Genomic DNA, 19301 nt, shown 5'->3' on the forward strand with positions numbered 1-19301 from the left:
GGAACAGGCCAGAACCAGAAAGTGGATCGAGGTATAGATGGGTAGTCTGGGGGAAGCCGGCGGCGACGCGCCGCCGAGACGCACGTACGGCGCACGCGTGCGTTTGTTGACGATGTGGGTGCCGCTATGCGCGGCGCTCGGTGCATGCGGCATCGCGCCCGGCATGCGGATGAAGCAGCCGGCGAACGTGCCGGTATCGAGCGCGTCGGCCGAAGCCGGCCGTGAACCGCGCGGCGAGCCGTTGTCGATTCCGATTACGGACATCGACCTGAATCTGATCCGGACGCTGCGCGATACGCAGCGCGGCGCGCACGGCGCGCCCGATCTCGCGTCGCCGGCGTCCGGCTACACGATCGGGCGCGGCGACGTGCTGCAGATCACGGTCTGGGATCATCCCGAGCTCGCGGCGGCGCTCGGCACGCAGCAGCAGACGACCGCACGCGCGGCCGATGCGCCGGCGGGCTTCGTCGTCGATCAGGACGGCACGCTTCAGTATCCGTACGCGGGGCGCATCGCCGTCGCGGGTCTCAAGCCCGAGCAGGTCCAGGCGCGGCTCGCGCGCAAGCTCGCGGAGACGTTTCGCGACCCGCAGGTGACGGTGCGCATCGCGTCGTTCCGCGCGAAGCAGGTCTACATCGAAGGCGAAGTGCGTACGCCCGGCTCGCAGCCGCTCAACGACATTCCGATGACGCTGTACGATGCAGTGGGCCGCGCCGGCGGCTTCTCGGCGAGCGCGGACCAGAGCCGCGTGATCCTTGTGCGCAACGGCGTCGAGCAGCGGATCGATCTGTCGGGCGCCGCGCAAGGGACCCATGCGTCGCGAGTCGTCCTCAAGGACGGCGACCTGCTTCGCATCGCGCCGCGCGACGAGAGCGGCGTGTTCGTGATGGGCGAGGTCAACAAGCCGGTTACCGCGCTGCCGATGCGCAACGGCCGGCTGACGCTGAGCGAGGCGCTGTCGCAGGCGGGCAGCCTGAACGCGTCGACGGCCGATGCGGCGCAGATGTACGTGATCCGCGGCTCGCTTGATGCGAAGCCGCACGTCTACCGGCTCGACGCGAGTTCGCCCGTCGCGATGGTGCTCGCGAACCAGTTCGAGCTGGAGCCGAAGGACATCGTCTACGTCGACGGCAACGCTCTCGTGCGGTTCAGCCGCGTGCTCAGCCTGCTGCTGCCGGCGATCAACGCCGGCCTGACCGCGGCGGTCGTGACCAAATGATCGAATCGATTCTCGTCGTCTGCGAAGGCAACCTCTGTCGCAGCCCGATGGCGGCCGCGTTCTTTGCCGCAGCGTTGCCGGGCCGCACGGTCACGTCGGCGGGCTTCAACGCGCTCGTCGGCATGCCGGCCGCGCCGCTCGCGCAGGACGTGATGCGCGAGCGGGGCATCGACCTCTCCGCGCATCGCGCGCAGCAGCTCGGCCGCGCGCAGTGCGCGTCGGCGGACCTGATTCTCGTGATGGACCGCGCTCAGCGCCGGCTCGTCGAGGATCAATATCCGCTCGCGCGCGGCAAGGTGTTTCGCATCGGCGAGCACGAGAACTTCGATGTACACGATCCCTATCGTCAACCGCGCTTCGTGTTCGAGCGTTCCGCACGGCTCATCGAGCTCGGCGTGAACGGCTGGCTGTCGCGGCTGCGGCTCGTGTGAACGACCGCGCGCACGCGCGGAACCGAATCCCCAAGATCCCGATACATGAATTCCAATCCATCCGGTACACAAGCGCCCGCCGAGGGCGACGGCGATACGGATTTCATCGCCATTCTCGACATCCTGATCGAAAGCCGATGGCTGATCGCCGCGATCGCGTTCGGCTGTCTCGTCATCGGCGGCGCGTATGCGGTGCTCAGCAAGCCGGTCTATCAGGCGGACATCCTGATCCAGGTCGAGGACAGCCCCGACACGTCCGCCGCGAAAAGCCTGCTCGGCGACGTGTCGTCGCTCTTCGACGTGAAATCGTCGGCGGCGGCCGAGACGCAGATTCTCGCGTCGCGGCTCGTCGTATCGCGCGCGGTCGACAACCTGACGCTCTTCATCGATGCGAAGCCGAAGCGCTTTCCCGTCATCGGCAACTGGCTCGCACGCCGAAACGAAGGACTGTCGAATCCGGGCTTCGCCGGCTTTGGCGGCTATGCGTGGGGCCGGGAGCGCATCGACGTCGCGGTGTTCGACGTGCCGCGCTCGCTCGAAGGCGATGCGTTCGAGCTGACGCTGCTCGATGCGCGCCGCTATCGGCTCGACGGCGGAGATCTCGAGCGCGGCGTCGAAGGCGTCGTCGGCAAGCTCGAACGCTTTCCGGCAGCCGGGGGGACGATCGCGCTGCGCGTCGATTCGGTCGCCGCGCAGCCGGGCGCGACGTTCAGGCTCGTGCGCAACTCGCGGTTGCGCACGATCGAGGATCTGCAGGACAACCTCGACGTGCAGGAGCGCGTCAAGCAATCGGACGTCGTTGTCGCGAGCCTGCGCGACACCGATCCCGAGCTCGTCAGCAGCGCGCTCAACGAGATCGGGCGGCAATACATCGCGCAGAACATCCAGCGCAAGTCGGCGGAAGCCGCGCAATCGCTCGAGTTCCTCAACGGGCAGTTGCCGACGCTCAAGCGGCAACTCACCGATTCCGAAGCACGCCTGACGAAATTGCGCGACGAGCACGGCACCGTAGATCTGACCGAAGAGGCGAAGCTCGCGCTCGCGCAATCCGCCGATGCGAAGACGCGCCTGCTCGAGTTGCAGCAGAAGCGGCACGAGCTGCTGTCGCGCTTCACGCCGAAACACCCGGGCGTCGTCGCGATCAATCGGCAGATCGCGGCGCTCGACGGCTATCGCGGCACGGCCGAGCAGCAGATCAGGCGTCTGCCGGACCTGCAGCAGCAGATCGTGCGGCTGATGCTCGACGTGAAGGTCAACACCGATCTCTACACGGCGCTGCTGAACAACATGCAGCAGTTGCAGCTCGTGCGCGCGGGCAAGGTCGGCAACGTGCGGCTCGTCGATACGGCCGCAGTGCCCGAAGTGCCCGTCAAGCCGAAGAAGGCGCTCGTCGCGCTCGCGTCGCTGCTGCTCGGCGTGCTCGCCGGCTGCGGGACGGCGGTCGGCCGGTCGATGCTGTTCCATGGCATCTCCGATCCGAACGAGATCGAGCGCCGCCTGGGTCTGAACGTCTATGCGACCGTGCCGCGCAGCGAACAGCAGCGGGTGCTGACCGAGCGCGCGAAGCGCAGGGAGCGCGCGATGTCGCTGCTGTCCGTCGTGCATCCGGACGAGCCGGCCGTCGAAAGCCTGCGCAGCCTGCGCACGGCGCTGCAGTTCGCGATGCTCGACGCGAAGAACAACGTCGTCGTGATCGCGGGTCCTGCGCCCGGCGTCGGCAAGTCGTTCGTATCGGCGAATCTTGCCGCCGTCCTGACGATGGCGGGCAAGCGCGTCCTGCTGATCGACGGCGACATCCGCAAGGGGCATCTGAACGACTATCTCGGCCTCGCGCGCGGCAAGGGCTTTTCGGAGCTGATCGCGGATACCGTGCAGCTCGACGACGTGCTGCATCGCGACGTAATCGACGGACTCGATTTCATCTCGACGGGCACGATGCCGAAGAATCCGGCGGAACTGCTGCTCAACGCGCGCGTGCCGGTGTTGATCGATGCGTTCTCGAAGCGCTACGACGTCGTCGTGATCGACTCGCCGCCCGTGCTCGCTGTGGCCGATACGGGCATCCTCGCCGCGACGGCGGGCACCGCGTTCCTCGTCGCGCTCGCCGGCTCGACGAAGCTCGGCGAGATCTCCGAATCGGCGAAGCGGCTCGCGCAGAACGGCGTGCGCCTGAGCGGCGTCGTGTTCAACGGGATCAATCCGCGCCTCGGCCAGTACGGGTACGGATCGAAGTACGGCGGCTATCGCTACGTCGCGTACGAATACGGAGCGAAGCAGGATGCGTGACGCCGACATGCGGGCAAGCGGATGCGATGCCGGTCGCCGTCGGATCGGAACCGCGTGCGCATCGCGCGCGTATTCGAACGCGGGGACGCGCAGATGATCCGCGTCCGCGATTCGATCGTGTCGCTGTGCGGCGTCGTCGCCGGGCAGATCGCGCTCTTCGGCTGCATCTCGCTGATCGGGCGCTTTCAGGGGCCGGAGGCGCTCGGCCACTTCAACTATCTGCTCGCGCTGGCGACGTTCGCCGGCACGCTGCTCGCGTGCCGCTACGAGCTCGCCTGCGTGAGCGACAGCCCGGCCGATTCGTTCAACGCGTTCGTCAACGTGATGGCGCTGAGCATCGCGCTCGTCGCGCTCGGCTGTGCGGCGATCTTCATCACGGGTCGCACGGAGCTGTACGTCGCCGCCGCTTACGGTTTCGCGGTGTTCGTCCAACTGGCGGCGGGCGGCTATCTGAACAGCCTGAGACGCTATGGCTGGATCGCCGCGAGCCGGATTGCCGTGAACGGATCGTTTCTCGTCTGCATCGCAGCCATGGTGTTCATGCCGACGCTCGGGCCGATCGACGCATTCGGCGCATATACGGCGGTGACGGCGCTCGTCGCGCTGCTGCTGCTGATCGCGGTCGCGCTGCACGGCAAGCGGCGCGGCTATTCGTTTGCCGTGACGCGCGCGTTCTTCGTCGAGCACAGCCGGTTCGCGAAGTACATCCTGCCTTCGACGCTCTGCGGTTCGGTGCTGACCTATGCGCTCGCGATCGTGATTCCACATTGGTTCGATGCGCAGAGCGCCGGTTATTTCGCGGCCGCGTATCGGCTCGGCTTCTTTCCCGTGTCGCTGATCGCGCAGAGCCTCGGCGGCGTGTTCCGGCGCGACGCAATGGCCGCGATGGCGCGAGACGACGCACATGCGATGGTGCCGAAAGTGTTCGGCGCATATGCGCGGTCGCTCGCGCTGCTCGCGGCGGGCTATGCGGCAGGCGGCGCGCTCTTGTTCGGCCCGCTCGTCGAACTTTTTTTCGGCGCGCGCTGGAGCGGCGCGATCGCATTGTTTCAATGCATGATCCCGCTCTTTGCATTCCAGATGATTTACGTGCCGCTGTCGCAGATCTTCCTCGCGGCGCGCGCGCAGCGCATCGATTTCCTGTTTCAGCTCGGGTCCGGCGCCGTGCTCGCCGGCGCGCTGTGTACGGCGAAGCTCGCGAACCTGCCGGTGCTCGCGAGCGTGCGCCTGTTCTCGTTTTCCGGCGCCGTGCTGATGATCGCCGGCATCGCGCTGACGTTCAGCGTGATGAACGGCAGCGTGTCGCGTCGGCGTGCCGGCGCATGACGTTTCTTCCATTTTTTTGTTGAGCGCAGATCATGATTGTCGTCGTCGTCGATTCCATGGAGCGTTATTACTTCACCGCGCGGCTCGTGAAGTCGATCAGAAAGGAGTTCGATTTTCTGTTCGCGACGAGCGAGCCGGTCGCGCATCTGATGGCGCTGGGTGCGGGATTCCGGTCGGTCTATTTGCGGCGCGGCGCGCAGGCATCCGCCGCGCGCGATGCCGCAGGCGCGATCCGTTCCGACGCGTCGATCGAAGTGCTGAACGGGCAGATGACGCCCGAGCTCGCACGCGCCGACGCGACGGCGATCTTCGCGGCGATGTCCGGCCTATTCCGCCGCCATCTGATTTCGCAGTGCCTGATGTGGAACGGTCAGCAGCTCGTCTGCCGAGCGGTCGCGCATGCGTGCGCGGCGCACGGGATTCCGGCGAAGTTCGTCGAAATCTCGAATCTGCCGGACAAGCTGTTCGTCGACCGGCTCGGCGTCAACGCGCTGTCGTCGATCAGCCGCAATCCGGCTGTGATCGACGCGCTGCCGATGCCGACCGAAGACGCGCATCGCCGCTGGCTCGCGCGCTATGAACGGTATAAGGCCAGGCCGCTGCCGCAGGCGCGCACGTCGTGGAAGCGCAAGGCGATGTCGGCCGTCAACCATGCGTTGAAGCTCGCAACGCGCGGCGTCGCGCGCAAACGTTTGAACACGGTGCGCGCGACCAATGGGACGGTTGCGCCGACTCAGGCGAAAGCGCTGACGGTGAAGGAGTTGTCGGCGTTGCGCTACGTGTTCCTGCCGCTGCAGGTGTCCGGCGATACGCAGATCAAGCTGCATTCGGATGTCGACAACCTGAAGGCGATTCGGCTCGCGTTCGAGCACGCGGCGAACGAGAGCGTGGATCTGATCGTCAAGCTGCATCCGGCCGAGTGCGACACCGCCGTGATCGACGAAGTGGTGCGCATGCAGTGCGTCTATCACTTTGACCTCGTCACGTCGCCGACCACCGATCTCATCAAGCACGCGCATTCGGTCGTCACGATCAATTCGACGGTCGGACTCGAGGCGCTCCTGTACGGCAAGCCGGTCGTGTCGCTCGGCCGCTGCTTCTACAAGGAATTCGATCGCGCGCGGCTCCTCAAGTACATTCATTCGTTCCTGATCGACGGCATCGATTACTTCGGCACGGGCGAGATCGCGCCGCGTGCGGCGAGGAATGTGTTTTCGATGAGGCACTGACATGCGCACGTCCTTGAAACAGATGATCGAGGCAATCGTCGACGATTGCCGGCGCAACGCGTTCTTCAAGACGCGTTGCGTCGTCGTGTTCTTCCGGATCGCGAACTATCTCGCGTGCCGCAGCAAGCTGACACTCGTGATCGGCGCGCCGGTGATCGCGCTCTACATCGTCGTCTGCGACTGGATCATGGGTATCGAGATCCCGGTCAAGACGAAGATCGGCAAGGGCTTCACGCTGTATCACGGCACGGGGCTCGTCATCAACGGCTATTGCAAGATCGGCGAGCGCTGCGTGATGCGGCACGGCGTGACGATCGGCAACACGCTGCGGCCCGACGGCACGTACAGCGGCGTGCCGACTGTCGGCGACGACGTCGAGTTCGGCGCGCACAGCATCGCGCTCGGCGCGATTCGGATCGGCAACCGCGCGCGCGTCGGCGCAGGCGCCGTCGTGCTGCGGGACGTGCCGGACGGCGGCGTCGCGGTGGGCGTGCCGGCGCGCGTGCTCGAGAAGGAGAAGAGCGCAGCATGAAGGTATTCATCCTCCACCCGGGAAAGGCGAACTACCCGGAAATCGCCGCGTACCGGGATTATCTCGGCCAGCGCGGATTCGACGTGCACGACGGCGATGCGAACGCGTATGCGCAGTTCGGCCACCGAAGCAACGGCATCCTGTGGTGCATCATGGGCTTCTATCGTTCGCTGCCGCCCGCACGGTTCGTGATTCACGACTACCGGTCGCTGTCGGTCGGCCGGCTCGCGGCCGTCAAGGACGCGGTCAAGCGCGCATTGAACGCGAAGCCGGATCTGCGAATCTTCCAGAACGAGCGGATGCGCGACGCGATGGCGTTTCGTGACGACGTGCCGTCGCTGCTGCTGCCGATGGGCGTGCCGGACTGGATCTTCGGGATCGCGAACGAACCGGCGGGCGACGGCCCGGCCGGACGCTTCTGCTACATCGGCGAGATGAGCCGCGAACGCGGCTTTCACGAGGTGCTGGCCGCGTATCGCGACGCGCCGCGCACGGCGCGCGACACGCTCGTGCTGGTCGGCCAGCCGGAGCCGGAAATTTACGACGCGTTCCGGCACGTCGAAGGCATCGAGTTCGTCGGCCGCGTGCCGCAGCGCGATGCGCTCAAGATCGTGCAGCGTTCCGAATATGCGGTCTGCTATTTCCCGTATCATCGTCCGCACTGCTATCAGACGCCGACGAAGCTGCTCGAATACGCGGCGCTTGGCAAGAAGATCGTCTGCAACGATGCGCCGTCCAATGTCGAGGCGGTGAAGGCGCTCGGCATCCGGTCTCACGTCACGGGTGCATCGATATTCGACGAGTTGCTGCCGCTGGCGCAGCTCCATGCGCAGCGCAACGATCCCGCGCGGCTGAAGCGGCTCGGATGGACAGCGGTGATCGCGCAATCGGGCGTGTCCGCGCATCTCGACGCGGTGTCTTCGATGCGAGGTGCGCAATGACGGTCGACACCGCCAAACCGCGACAACGTGTAACGTTGCCGAAAGACGGCGCAACGGGAAGCGGGCGCGCCCGGATGAAAATCGTTCAGGTCCTCGAATCGAGCGCGACGGGCACGTTGTCGATGGTGTGCCTGATCGCGAACCGCCTCGCGCGCGAGGGGCACGACGTGCACGTCGTCTATTCGATCCGGCCCGACACGCCCGCGGATTTTCATGCGCTGTTCGACGAGACGGTCAAGCTGCGCCACATCCAGATGAAGGGTGTGCCGCTGCTGCCGGCATTGCTCGAACTCCGGCGCACGCTGATCGGCATCGGGCCGGACGTCGTGCATCTGCATTCTTCGTTCGCGGGATTCCTCGGGCGAATCGCGTCGCTGTTCGCGTTGCGACAGGCGGCGTTCTTCTATAGCCCGCACTGCATCTCGTTCATGCGCCGCGACATTTCGGCGCTGAAGCGGCTGGCGTTCGTCGCGCTCGAGCGGATCGCGTGCGTGAAGCGGTGCCTGTATATCGCTTGCTCGGACAGCGAACGCGATGCGATTCGCGCGCACTTGCGGCAGCCGGTCGTGGTGGTCGAGAACGCGGTCGGCGCAATGCCGTCGCCCGCGAACGCCGAGCCGGCCGATCCGTGCGATCCGTGCGAGCCGGTGATGCGGGTCGCGACGGTCGGCGGCATCCGCCCGCAGAAGAATCCGCGGCTGTTCGCCGAGATCGCGCGTTGCATGCAAGATCCGCGCATGCGTTTCATCTGGATCGGCGACGGCGACGCCGCGCTCAAGGCGGAACTGCGCGACGCCGGTGTCGAGGTCACCGGCTGGCTCGGCCGAGCGGAAGTCGTCGCACGATTGCGGTGCGTGGACGTATATTTGTCGACGTCGTCATGGGAGGGCATGCCCGTGTCGGTCATCGAAGCGATGCTGCTCGGCTTGCCCGTCGTCGCGTCGGCATGCGCGGGAAACGTCGATGTCATACGGCATTTGCAAACTGGCGTGATATTTCGCGGCGCCGAAGATGCGGGCGAACTGCTCGCGTCGGTCGAGCGCGATGCGGCGCTGCGCGCGCGCCTTGCCGTCGCGGCGCGACGCGAAGCCCGCGAGCGCTTCGGCGACGAACGCTTTTTCCGGCAACTGGCACCGGTCTATGCGGCGCATCTTGCGCGCGCGTCTCGATGATTCGCCGTCCCGAACGCGGGCCTGCCGCGCGAAATCGCCGTGCAGCGTGTACGGGACGATTTATTCGGAGAATTGACCTATGAACGTAGCAATCAGTCCCGGCGTGACGGCCGGTAACGACCTGCCTTTCGTGCTGTTCGGCGGGATCAACGTGCTCGAGAGTCTCGACTTCACGCTCGACGTGTGCAACGAGTACGTCGCGCTCACGCGCAAGCTCGGAATCCCATTCGTGTTCAAGGCGTCGTTCGACAAGGCGAACCGTTCGTCGATCCATTCATATCGCGGCGTCGGGCTCGACGAGGGCCTCAAGATCTTCGCCGAGGTGAAGGAACGCTTCGGCGTGCCGGTGATTACCGACGTCCACGAAATCGAGCAGGCCGCGCCGGTCGCCGAGGTCGCGGACGTGCTGCAGGTGCCCGCGTTCCTCGCGCGCCAGACCGATCTCGTCGTCGCGATCGCGACGACCGGCAAGCCGGTGAACGTGAAGAAGCCGCAGTTCATGAGCCCGGCGCAACTGAAGCACGTGGTGACGAAATGCCGGGAGGTCGGCAACGATCAGGTGATTGTGTGCGAGCGCGGCAGCTCGTTCGGCTACGACAATCTCGTTGTCGATATGCTCGGCTTCCGGCAGATGGCGGAGACGACGGACTGCCCCGTGATCTTCGACGTCACGCATAGCCTGCAATGCCGCGATCCGCTCGGCGACGCGTCGGGCGGCCGACGCCGGCAAGTGCTCGATCTCGCGCGCGCGGGCATGGCGGTCGGCATCGCCGGGCTTTTTCTCGAAGCGCATCCCGATCCGGATCGCGCGCGCTGCGATGGGCCGAGCGCGCTGCCGCTGCATCTGCTCGAAGGCTTCCTGTCGCAGATGAAGGCGATCGACGATCTCGTCAAGCGCATGCCGGCGCTCGAGATCCGATGAGCGCGCCCGCGTATCGCGGCGCGATCCGGCTCGTGCTGTTCGATGTCGATGGCGTGCTGACCGACGGCCGGCTGCACGTGACGGGCGATGGCGAGTTCATCAAGAGCTTTCATGCGAAGGACGGCATCGCCGTCGCGCTGCTGCGCGCGCACGGCATTCGCAGCGGCATTCTGTCGGGCGCGCCACAGCGCGCCGCTCGCGTGGCGCGCGCAGCAGCTCGGCTTCGACGTGTTCGTGTCGGGTTGCGACGACAAGCGCGCGGGCTACGTGCGCATCAAGGCGGAGCATGCGCTCGCCGACGATGCGATCGCTTTTGCCGGCGACGACGTGAACGATTTGCCGGTGATCGCGTCGGTCGGCGTTTCGTATGCGCCCGCCGACGCGCACGCGCTCGTCAAGCGGCGCGTCGACTACGTTGTCTCGCGAGCGGGCGGCGAGGGCGTTGCGCGCGAAGTGGCCGAGCACGTGCTGCTGCGTTCGGGATTGTCGCTCGACGAAGCGTATCGGCCGCTGCTGGATCGATGGGGAATGCATGATGTCGTTCAATGATCTCGCGGTGCGGTACGTCGCCGCTCCGGTGTGCTGCGCGAGGCCCACGAATGCGGGCGCGCGCGAATACATCCAACAACACGGCTCATGGCCTTCGATTGCTCTGCGATGAACCATCACAATTATCTTGATTCCGCGCGACAAGTCTTCGACATCGAATCGCGGGCGCTCGCGGGCTTGTCCGCTCGCATCGACGAGTCGTTCGGCGACGCAGTCGACGCGATCCTGCATTCCAGCGGCCGCGTAGTCGTGTGCGGGATGGGCAAATCCGGAATCATCGGGCGCAAGATCGCGGCGACGCTCGCGAGCACCGGCACGCCGAGCTTCTTCATGCATCCGGGGGAGGCGTATCACGGCGACCTCGGCATGGTGACGTCGGCCGACACGTTTCTCGCGATCTCGTATTCGGGCGAGACCGACGAAGTGATCAAGCTGATTCCGTTTCTGAAGAACAACCGCAACCATCTCGTCGCGTTGACGGGCAACGCGCGATCGACGCTCGCGAAGGCGGCGCACAGCCATCTCGACGTCAGCGTCGAGCAGGAGGCGTGTCCGCTTCAGCTCGCGCCGACGTCGTCGACCACGGCGGCGCTCGCGATGGGCGACGCACTGGCCGTCACGCTGATGAAGGCGCGCGGCTTTCGGCCGGAGAACTTCGCGCGCTTTCATCCGGGCGGCTCGCTTGGCCGCCGCCTGCTGTCGAAGGTCGACGACGAAATGGCCGCGCACGATTTGCCGTTCGTCGACGCGGACGCGCAGGCGATCGACGTGCTGCAGGCGATGACGCGAGGCCGGCTCGGGCTTGCGATCGTTCGATGCGAAACGGGCTTGGGGGATCATCACCGACGGCGACATCCGGCGCGCGGTCGAGACACATGGCGATGCGCTGTTTCGCCGTGTCGCGGCGGATCTGATGTCGGCCGATCCGGCGATGGTGCGCGTCGGCACGCGCGTCGAGGACGCATTGCTGCTGATGGAGGCGCGGCACATCAACGCGCTGCTCGTGTTCGACGGCGACGACGTCGTCGGCGTGTTCAAGAAGTAGCGAAATTCACGGGCAATGGCCGGACATTTCGCGATCCATATGAAATGTCCGGCGCTGCACGGAACGATGAATGCATGAGCGACGCAGAACTTGCTCATGCAGGAAGCCGCGGTTTGTTCGTCGAACGTCTTCGCTGCAACGGATGCGCGCGCTTCGGTTGCGAGCCGCCGACGAGCGGCACATACGGCACATACGGCACATACGGCACATACGGCACATACGGCACATACGGCACATACGGCACATACGGCACATACGGCACATACGGCACATACGGCACATACGGCACATACGGCGCACCGTCGCGCCGCATCCGCCGCTCGCGCGCAGCGAGCGCAACGCGTTACGCCGCGACGCGCTCCGGAAAGCGCTCGCTCAGATACTGCTGGAATTCGGTCGCGACTTCCGGATGACGCAGCGCGAATTCGACGGTCGCCTTCAGATAGCCGATCTTGCTGCCGCAATCGAAGCGCGTGCCGTCGTACCGATACGCGAGCACCTGCTCGTCCTTCAGCAGCGACTGAAGCGCGTCGGTCAACTGCAGCTCTCCGCCGGCGCCGGGCGTGAGCGCGCGCAGATGATCGAAGATCCGCGGCTTCAGCACGTAGCGCCCGACGACGCCGAAGTTCGACGGCGCAATCGCCGGCTCGGGTTTTTCGACGATCCCCGACAGCTTGAAGAGGTCGTCTTCCCAACGCTTGCCGTCGATCACGCCATACGATTTCGACTGTTGCGGCGCGATCTCTTCGACGCCGACGACCGACGTGTGATAGTGATTGAACACGTCGATCATCTGCCGCAGCACGGGCGGGCGGCCGTCGAGCAGATCGTCCGCGAGCACGACGGCGAACGGACTGTCGCCGACGAGCTTCTCCGCGCACAGCACAGCATGGCCGAGCCCGAGCGCTTCGGCCTGGCGCACGTAGAAGCAGTCGACGTGACGCGGCTTGATGCTGCGCACGAGCGACAGCAGCTTCTCTTTGCTCCGCGCTTCGAGTTCTGCCTCGATCTCGTACGACTTGTCGAAGTGATCCTCGATTGCGCGCTTGCTGCGGCCGGTGACGAAGATCATCTCGGTGATGCCGGCCGCGATCGCTTCCTCGACCGCGTATTGAATCAGGGGTTTGTCGACGACGGGCAACATTTCCTTCGGACTCGCTTTCGTCGCGGGCAGAAAGCGGGTGCCGAGGCCGGCAACGGGAAATACGGCTTTTGTGACTTTCAGCATTGAGCGTCGAACCTTCCATCGAAGAAGTTAAACGTTTGCGCGCGAGCCGGCGGGACGCTCTTGCGAACGACGCCGACGATGCGTGCGCGGTAAAGCGATGGTAGGGCCGTTTGAATTGTTTGGTTACGCTAAATATAGGTTCAATCGGACAGACTTCTCGCGAAGTCGATTCAATCAAAGTTGCGAAGGGGTTTGCGAAGCGAAACGTTGTGGGAAACAACGGCGTGTGCGATGTGTGCGTTCGGCGCGAGGGTGTCGCGAAGTGTGCGGCTCGATGCGAGCGGGAAAAAAGGCCCGCCTGCAACGGCGCGTGCAGGCAGGCCAATTCCGAACGATCGGAAGGCTCGCCGCCCGGGGGAGCGGCTGGCCGGGGGCGAGTATGGCGGTGGACGCGCAAGCGCGCCTATCGATCTGTCCGATCCGGCGTAGCAATTGACCGATGGCTACTGCAAGTCGGTGGCGGACGGCATGCCGATGCGCGGCGCACATCGTATCGATGCCGTCTTCGGGCGGCCCGTGCGACGCCGTGGCGTCCCGGATGCGTTGCGCGCATGCGCTTGTGGCTCGTCATTTGGCGGAATGCGGCGGTATTTTGTCGGATGGCCGCGATCGGCATGCGTTAGCCTGCGCTTGCGGACGTGCATCGGATAAACCATCGCGTCTGCGCGAACGTTTGCGGCGTCGCGCGCGTTCATCATCGAAACGGGGCAGGCATGGAAGGAAAAAAGGACGTGCTCGAAGAGATCGCGGAATTCAATCAGCGGTATCTCCGGCTCGCGCAGCGTCTGCTGAGCGAGAACGGCGAGCGAGGCCAGGCGATGCTGGGCATATCGGACGAACTGGCGGCGCGTCTTGTCGCGATGACGCGTGCTCAACTCGAACGGCTCGCTGAAGGCGGCGAGCTCGTTTGCCGATTTCGTCTGGATGCGATGCCCGGGCGGGCGTGAGAAGCGCGCTCGCCGCGCGTGATGCGCCGCAGTTTCGACAACACACCCGAGCGGAACGAAGCGCTGCGGTGAGGCGCAGATCGAGCGTCGTGATCTGCGTTGCAGCGCGCATGCGACGAGCCACTTGCGGACCGAACGAGGAAGAGACTTGGCCGGAGCCAAACACGCTATTCGGCGGGTCTCCGAACGAGACGATCAGTGAGCGCGCCGCGAAGGCGCGCAACGCCGGGCGCTGGTGGGGCTGCATGCTCTGTCGCGCGCTCGACAGGTTCAAGCGCGGGCACTGCGACGACGCGCTGACGTCGACGATCGGGGGTGACGCGGTGATTCCGGATGGGGAGTGAATGGTGTCCGAGAGCACGCCGAAACGTGTTTTTGCGGAACATAACTGAAATTGCGGAATAAAAAAGGGCTTAGCATTACTGCTAAGCCCTTGAATTCTTTGGTAGGCCGTACTGGATTCGAACCAGTGACCAACGGATTAAAAGTCCGCTGCTCTACCAGCTGAGCTAACGACCCAAAGAGGCAAAATTATATCGACCGCTCGGCGGGCTTGTCAACCCGTCGATGAGCCGCGCCGTTCGCCGTCACTTGATCGCATCCAGCTTGCTCTGCGCCGTTTCCGCCGCATTCGAGCCGGGGAACTGCGACACGACCTGCTCGAACGTCTTCTTCGCGGCCGCCTTCTGGCCTTGCTCGAGCTGGTTCGTGCCTATCGCGATCAGCGCATCCGCCGCACGAGGATGCTGCGGATAGTTTTTCACGAGGCCTTGCCATGTCGCCGTCGACCCCTTGTAGTCGCGCAGCGCGTACTGCGCGTTGCCGAGCCAGTATTGAGCGGTCGGCTGATAGGGGCTTTGCGGATACTTCGCGATGAACGCGCGGAACGAAGCCGCGGCGCCCTTGAAGTTGCCGTTGCGGAACTGCTGCGACGCCGCGTTGAACGCGTCCGTCTCACCCGGCTGCACCGTGCCTTCGACGCCGTCCACCGTCGTCTTCTGCGGCTCGAACTTCTTGAGACGCGCATCGAGATCGGTGTAGTACTCCTTCTGCTGACGCTCGAGCGTCGTCAGACGGTTCGTCAGATCCTCGTTCTCGCCGCGCAGCGTCGCGACCTGCTGGTTGAGCTGGTCGAGGCGGCTGGTCTGGTCGAGGATCGTCCGTTGTGCGGCGGCGAGCTGGTTCGACAGGCTGTCGGACTTGCTGCGCAAGTCGAGCACTGCACGGCGCGCCTCGTCGTCATCGAAGAGGCCCGCGTGCGCCGGCGCGGCCGCGAGGGCCGCACCTGCCACGCACAGCGCGGCGGCCGTGCGTAGCCAGAAAAAACGGTGCGTCATACAGCGATTCTTCCGTTACTTACTGTTGATAGACGAGATCCGCGCGGCGGTTCTGCGCCCACGACGCTTCGTCGTGGCCGAGCGCGACCGGCTTTTCCTTGCCGAGGCTCACGGCTTCCATTTGCGAATCCGTGACGCCGAGCAGCGACAGCGCGCGACGCACGGCTTCCGCACGCTTTTGGCCGAGCGCGAGGTTGTACTCGCTCGTGCCGCGTTCGTCGGTGTTGCCCTGGATCAGGATGTGGCGCTGCGGATGGCTCTTCAGGTACTGCGCGTGTTGCTGCAGCAGCGCCTGGTATTGGTCCTGCACCGAGTAGCTGTCGAAATCGAAATAGACGCTGCGCTTCGCGAGCGGGCTGTTCGGATCGTTCAGCGGATCGACGGTCACTTGCGCGACGTTTTCGGGATTCGGCTGCGTGCTGACCGCGCCGCCCTGGTTCGCATGCTCGTCGAGCTTCACGCCCGACTTACATGCGGCGAGCGCACCGATCATCAGCACTGCGAACGCCAGACGAAGTTTCTTCGACATCATGGTTACTCTCCTTGTGGTCATTGCATGAAGGGCCCCCAGGACGGCTCGCGAATCGCGCCGCCCTGAACGGACAGGATCTGCGGCGGCGCGCCGCCGTCGGACGGAACGGCAGCCAGCACCCCGCGGCCCCCTGATTGCGTAGCGTACAGAATGTACTGACCGTTCGCCGCGAAGCTCGGCGACTCGTCGCGCGTCGTGTTGGTGACGGCGTTCGCCGCACCCGTTTGCAGATCCTGAACATACAGCTTGAAGCCCCCGCCCGTGCGCGAGATGTACGCGAGCAGCTTGCCGTCCGGGCTGATGCGCGGACTCGTATTGTAGCTGCCGGTAAACGTCACGCGCTGAGCGGCGCCGGCGCTCTCGCCTTCGGCGGGCATCCGGTAGATTTGCGGCGCACCGCCTCGATCGCTCGTGAAATAGATCCACTTGCCGTCAGGAGAGTAGAACGGCTCAGTGTCGATCGAGCTGCTGCGCGTGAGGCGACGCAGCCCGGTGCCCGTCGAACTGACGGAATAAATCTGCGTATTGCCCGAGAGCGACAGCGCGACGGAGAGCATCTGGCCGTCGGGTGACCATGCGGGCGCGCTGTTGTTGCCTTTCTGATTCGAAATCACGTAGCGGCGGCCCGTCGGCAGATCGTGGATGTACACGACCGGCTTCTTCAGCTCGAACGATACGTACGCAACCTTCGTCCCGCTCGGCGACCATGCGGGCGAAATGATCGGCTCCTTGCTCGTCAGCGCGGGAATCGCGTTCTGGCCGTCCGAATCGGAGATCAGCAGCTTGTACACATTGCCCGTGCGCTGCACGTACGACAGGCGCGTGTTGAAGACGCCGCGCACGCCGAGCAGCTTCTGGTAGATGTAATCGGCGATCTTGTGGCCGGTCTTGCGCATCCCCTCGTTGTCGTTCGACGTCGTGAGCGACAGGCCGCCCAGGCTTTGCTGCTTGACGGTGTCGTAGAGGATGAAGTTGACCTTGTACTGGCCGTTCGGTTCGCGGTTCACGCTGCCCGCGACGAACGCGTTCGCGCCTTTCGCCTTCCACGCGCCGAAATCGACCGACGCCGTCTCCGGCACGGGCGTGCTGCCCGCGTCGACGTTGGAGAACTTGCCGCTTCTCGCGAGGTCGCCGCGCACGACCGACGTGACCTGCTGGGGCAGGCTCGCTTCATTGACGAAATTCGCGGTGGCGATCGGAAACTGGGTGGAGCCGACGCCCGTGATCAGTACGTTCACCTGCGCGTGGGCGCCGCCGCCCACGGCAATCAAACACGAGGCCACGAGTGCCCTGAAACCTAGCTTCGTCATCAAACTCATGCTTCTTGTTCCCGTATGTACGCTGCGCAACCGCAGAGACTCAAAAATACCCGATTCGTTCCCGGTGCGACGGCGGGAGTGTAAGCGCAAATGCGCTCATTCCGCCGCCTTGAAGGTAATCGTAATCTCGGGCGGGGTACGGCCGTTGGTATCGGGCGGTAACGGCACCGATGCCTGGATCGCGCTGATCACCGCCTGATCCCACCCCGAATTGCCGCTCGACCGGCGGATCGACGTGCTCAGCACGTCGCCCGACGGCGTGCAGCGGATCGCGACGACGGTCACGAGGCTGTCGCGCTCGCCCGCCCACACGATGTTCGGCTTCACGCGCCGACGGACTTTGTCGGCATAGCCCGGCGACGCCGCGTTGCCGCCCGAGCCCGTGCCCGTACCGCTCGCGAGCCCTTCGCCGCTGCCCGAGCCGCCGCCTGCAATCCCTTGCAGTTGCGCGAGGCGGGCCTGGCGTTCCTTGTCGAGCTTCGCATTCGCGGCGGCGTTCGCCTTGGCGGCCGCGGCGGCCTTGGCTGCTTTCTCGGCCTTTTCGGCGTTGGCCTTCTTCTGCGCGGCGAGCTGTTCCTGTTTCTTCTGCTGTTCGAGCTTTTGTTGCTCGAGCTTCTGCTGTTCGACTTTGCGCTGCTGTTCCGCGAGCTGCTGCTGCTTGAGTTTCTCGGCCTGCTTCTGCTTTTCGCGCTCGGCGGCTTTTTGCGCGGCGAGCTGGGCGGCCTGCTGCGCGGCGAGTTGCTGCGCCTTCAACTGTTGCTGCCGGCGCTGCTCTTCGAGCTGCGCCTCGCGAGCGGCCGCGGCTTGCTGTTCGCGCCGCTTCTGTTGCAGCGCGATGTCCGCCTCCTCGTTCTTGACGGGCGGCGGGGGAGGAGCCACTTTCACGGGTGGCGTCGGCACCGGCTGCGGCGTCGACGTGTCCGGCACCGATGTCCACAGCTCGGCTTCAGCGCCTGCCGGCGTGCTGTTCTGCCAATGAACGCCGTGATACAGGAAGAGCGCGAGCAGCACGTGGATCAGCGCGGCAAGCAGGAACGCGCGTCCTGTGCCGCGCTCGCGCGGCGGCCGAGGCGGATAGGCGGCGGTGCGCGACTGGCGAGGCTTCATTGCGACTTGACGAGGAGACCGACGCGCTTCACGCCGCGCGCCTTCAGATCGGACATCACGGTCATCACCGAGTCATATTGAACCGTCTTGTCGGCCGCGATCACGACCGGCTGATCCGGGTGGTCGGCCTGGCGCGCCGCGATGAAGCTGTCGAGCTCGGCCTTCGTCATCGTGTCTTCCTGCGACGCGCCCGAGTCGCCCTTGTAGCGGACACTGATCTTGCCGTCGGCCCGGATGTTGACGACGACGGGCGGCGTCTGCTCCTGCGGCGCGGCGTTGCCGACGGTCGGCAGATTGACGATCGACGGCGCGACGAGCGGCGCCGTCACCATGAAGATGACGAGCAGCACGAGCATCACGTCGATGTAGGGCACGACGTTGATGTCGGCCATCGAGCGGCGCGAGCGGCCGCCGCGCATGCTGGAACGAATGGGGGTGCCGGCCATCGCGTGCTCCTTATTGCGCCTGGCGCTGCAGGATGTTCGAGAACTCTTCGATGAACGTTTCGAAGCGGATCGCGAGACGGTCGATGTCGTGCGCGTAGCGGTTGTATGCGACGACGGCAGGGATCGCGGCGAACAGGCCGATGGCGGTCGCGACGAGCGCTTCGGCGATGCCCGGCGCGACGTTCGCGAGCGTTGCCTGCTGGACGTTCGCGAGGCCGCGGAACGAGTTCATGATCCCCCAGACCGTGCCGAACAGACCGATATACGGGCTCACCGAGCCGACGGACGCGAGGAACGACAGATTCGACTCGAGGACGTCCATCTCACGCTGGAATGATGCGCGCATTGCGCGGCGCGCGCCATCGAGAAGCAGGGCCGGATCGTTCAGACGTTTTTCCTTCGCCTTCAGGAATTCGCGCATCCCTGACTCGAAGATCCGCTCAAGCGCGCCGATCGTGTGGCGATTGTTCGCTGCGCTCTGGTACAGCGCCTGCAGGTCGCCGCCCGACCAGAAGTCGCGCTCGAAGCGCTCGGTTTGCGCGCGGGCGCGGCGGATCGCGAACCATTTGCGGAAGATGAACGTCCACGACATCAGCGACAGGATGAGAAGGAGCCCCATCACCGCCTGGGCGAGCACGCTCGCATTGAGGACGAGGGAAATGATCGACAGGTCTTGAGAAGTGTTCATAGAGGTTTGTGTAACGTCCCTTCGGGGAGGCCTGGCCAGGATGTG

18 protein-coding genes, 1 tRNA gene and 2 pseudogenes are annotated in these 19301 nt (G+C 65.2%); 12 read left to right on the plus strand and 9 right to left on the minus strand.

Translation table 11 applies throughout. The features are described from left to right. The first annotated feature begins 37 nt into the window (after positions 1–37). The 11 genes and pseudogenes from WS62_RS07545 to WS62_RS07595 all read left to right on the plus strand — a co-directional run bounded on the left by WS62_RS07545 (position 38) and on the right by WS62_RS07595 (position 11652). Entirely contained in the window at positions 38–1219 is a 1182-nt protein-coding gene (locus WS62_RS07545; RefSeq protein ID WP_066569636.1) for a polysaccharide biosynthesis/export family protein, read from the plus strand. Next, positions 1216–1650, plus strand: a complete 435-nt coding sequence (locus WS62_RS07550) for a low molecular weight protein-tyrosine-phosphatase (protein WP_066487183.1) — start codon at positions 1216–1218, stop codon at positions 1648–1650. Before WS62_RS07545 ends, WS62_RS07550 begins: the two co-directional genes overlap by 4 nt. A 45-nt stretch (positions 1651–1695) precedes the next feature. Beyond that, on the plus strand, positions 1696–3936 hold the full coding sequence (locus WS62_RS07555; RefSeq protein ID WP_066569637.1) for a polysaccharide biosynthesis tyrosine autokinase: 2241 nt from the start codon (positions 1696–1698) through the stop codon (positions 3934–3936). Positions 3937–4029: 93 nt separating this feature from the next. Next, entirely contained in the window at positions 4030–5262 is a 1233-nt protein-coding gene (locus WS62_RS07560; protein ID WP_066569994.1) for a lipopolysaccharide biosynthesis protein, read from the plus strand. Between the two features lie 32 nt (positions 5263–5294). After that, entirely contained in the window at positions 5295–6491 is a 1197-nt protein-coding gene (locus WS62_RS07565) for a capsular polysaccharide export protein, LipB/KpsS family (protein ID WP_066569639.1), read from the plus strand. Between the two features lies 1 nt (position 6492). Beyond that, positions 6493–7023, plus strand: coding sequence for a serine O-acetyltransferase (locus tag WS62_RS07570; RefSeq protein WP_066569642.1), 531 nt, complete (start codon positions 6493–6495; stop codon positions 7021–7023). Further along, positions 7020–7964 carry a glycosyltransferase gene (locus WS62_RS07575; protein ID WP_066569645.1) on the plus strand — a complete coding sequence of 315 codons (945 nt, stop codon included), beginning with the start codon at positions 7020–7022 and terminating at the stop codon, positions 7962–7964. The genes WS62_RS07570 and WS62_RS07575 overlap by 4 nt, the downstream gene beginning before the upstream one ends. A 74-nt stretch (positions 7965–8038) precedes the next feature. Next, positions 8039–9136: a glycosyltransferase gene (locus WS62_RS07580; RefSeq protein ID WP_197422783.1), complete on the plus strand. Its 1098-nt coding sequence runs from the start codon at positions 8039–8041 to the stop codon at positions 9134–9136. 79 nt (positions 9137–9215) lie between these two features. Next, positions 9216–10058 (plus strand): 3-deoxy-8-phosphooctulonate synthase, encoded by an 843-nt coding sequence (gene kdsA / locus WS62_RS07585; RefSeq protein WP_066569651.1) that lies wholly within the window; start codon positions 9216–9218, stop codon positions 10056–10058. Further along, positions 10055–10607, plus strand: a pseudogene (locus tag WS62_RS07590) (KdsC family phosphatase). The gene kdsA and the pseudogene WS62_RS07590 overlap by 4 nt, the downstream one beginning before the upstream one ends. A 108-nt stretch (positions 10608–10715) precedes the next feature. Next, positions 10716–11652: pseudogene (locus WS62_RS07595) on the plus strand (KpsF/GutQ family sugar-phosphate isomerase). Positions 11653–11746: 94 nt separating this feature from the next. On the opposite strand, the gene WS62_RS07600 reads toward WS62_RS07595, so the two are convergent. Both WS62_RS07600 and galU read right to left on the minus strand, forming a co-directional pair. Continuing rightward, positions 11747–11965, minus strand: coding sequence for a hypothetical protein (locus WS62_RS07600; RefSeq protein WP_066569655.1), 219 nt, complete (start codon positions 11963–11965; stop codon positions 11747–11749). Positions 11966–11995: 30 nt separating this feature from the next. Then, complete coding sequence (gene galU, locus WS62_RS07605; protein ID WP_066569657.1) at positions 11996–12880, minus strand: UTP--glucose-1-phosphate uridylyltransferase GalU; 885 nt, start codon at positions 12878–12880, stop codon at positions 11996–11998. Between the two features lie 713 nt (positions 12881–13593). On the opposite strand from galU, the gene WS62_RS07615 reads away from it, so the two are divergent. Then, positions 13594–13827, plus strand: a complete 234-nt coding sequence (locus WS62_RS07615; protein WP_066569660.1) for a flagellar transcriptional regulator FlhD — start codon at positions 13594–13596, stop codon at positions 13825–13827. Between the two features lie 443 nt (positions 13828–14270). On the opposite strand, the gene WS62_RS07625 is transcribed toward WS62_RS07615, so the two are convergent. From WS62_RS07625 to tolQ, 7 genes are all read right to left on the minus strand, one after another. Beyond that, positions 14271–14346 (minus strand) — tRNA-Lys (locus WS62_RS07625). Between the two features lie 68 nt (positions 14347–14414). Further along, positions 14415–15164: a tol-pal system protein YbgF gene (ybgF, locus tag WS62_RS07630; protein WP_010106059.1), complete on the minus strand. Its 750-nt coding sequence runs from the start codon at positions 15162–15164 to the stop codon at positions 14415–14417. Between the two features lie 19 nt (positions 15165–15183). After that, positions 15184–15696 (minus strand): peptidoglycan-associated lipoprotein Pal, encoded by a 513-nt coding sequence (gene pal, locus WS62_RS07635; RefSeq protein WP_066487154.1) that lies wholly within the window; start codon positions 15694–15696, stop codon positions 15184–15186. Between the two features lie 17 nt (positions 15697–15713). Further along, positions 15714–17015, minus strand: a complete 1302-nt coding sequence (gene tolB / locus WS62_RS07640; RefSeq protein ID WP_066569665.1) for a Tol-Pal system beta propeller repeat protein TolB — start codon at positions 17013–17015, stop codon at positions 15714–15716. A 96-nt stretch (positions 17016–17111) separates the two neighbouring features. Beyond that, complete coding sequence (gene tolA / locus WS62_RS07645) at positions 17112–18122, minus strand: cell envelope integrity protein TolA (RefSeq protein ID WP_066569671.1); 1011 nt, start codon at positions 18120–18122, stop codon at positions 17112–17114. Continuing rightward, the gene (gene tolR, locus WS62_RS07650; protein ID WP_066569672.1) at positions 18119–18568 is read right to left on the minus strand and encodes a protein TolR; all 450 of its coding nucleotides are present in this window, start codon (positions 18566–18568) and stop codon (positions 18119–18121) included. Before tolR ends, tolA begins: the two co-directional genes overlap by 4 nt. A 10-nt stretch (positions 18569–18578) precedes the next feature. Next, positions 18579–19256 carry a protein TolQ gene (tolQ, locus tag WS62_RS07655; RefSeq protein ID WP_059470440.1) on the minus strand — a complete coding sequence of 226 codons (678 nt, stop codon included), beginning with the start codon at positions 19254–19256 and terminating at the stop codon, positions 18579–18581. Between the last annotated feature and the right edge of the window lie 45 nt (positions 19257–19301).

This window comes from Burkholderia sp. ABCPW 14 (assembly GCF_001523835.1).
Lineage (GTDB): Bacteria > Pseudomonadota > Gammaproteobacteria > Burkholderiales > Burkholderiaceae > Burkholderia > Burkholderia mayonis.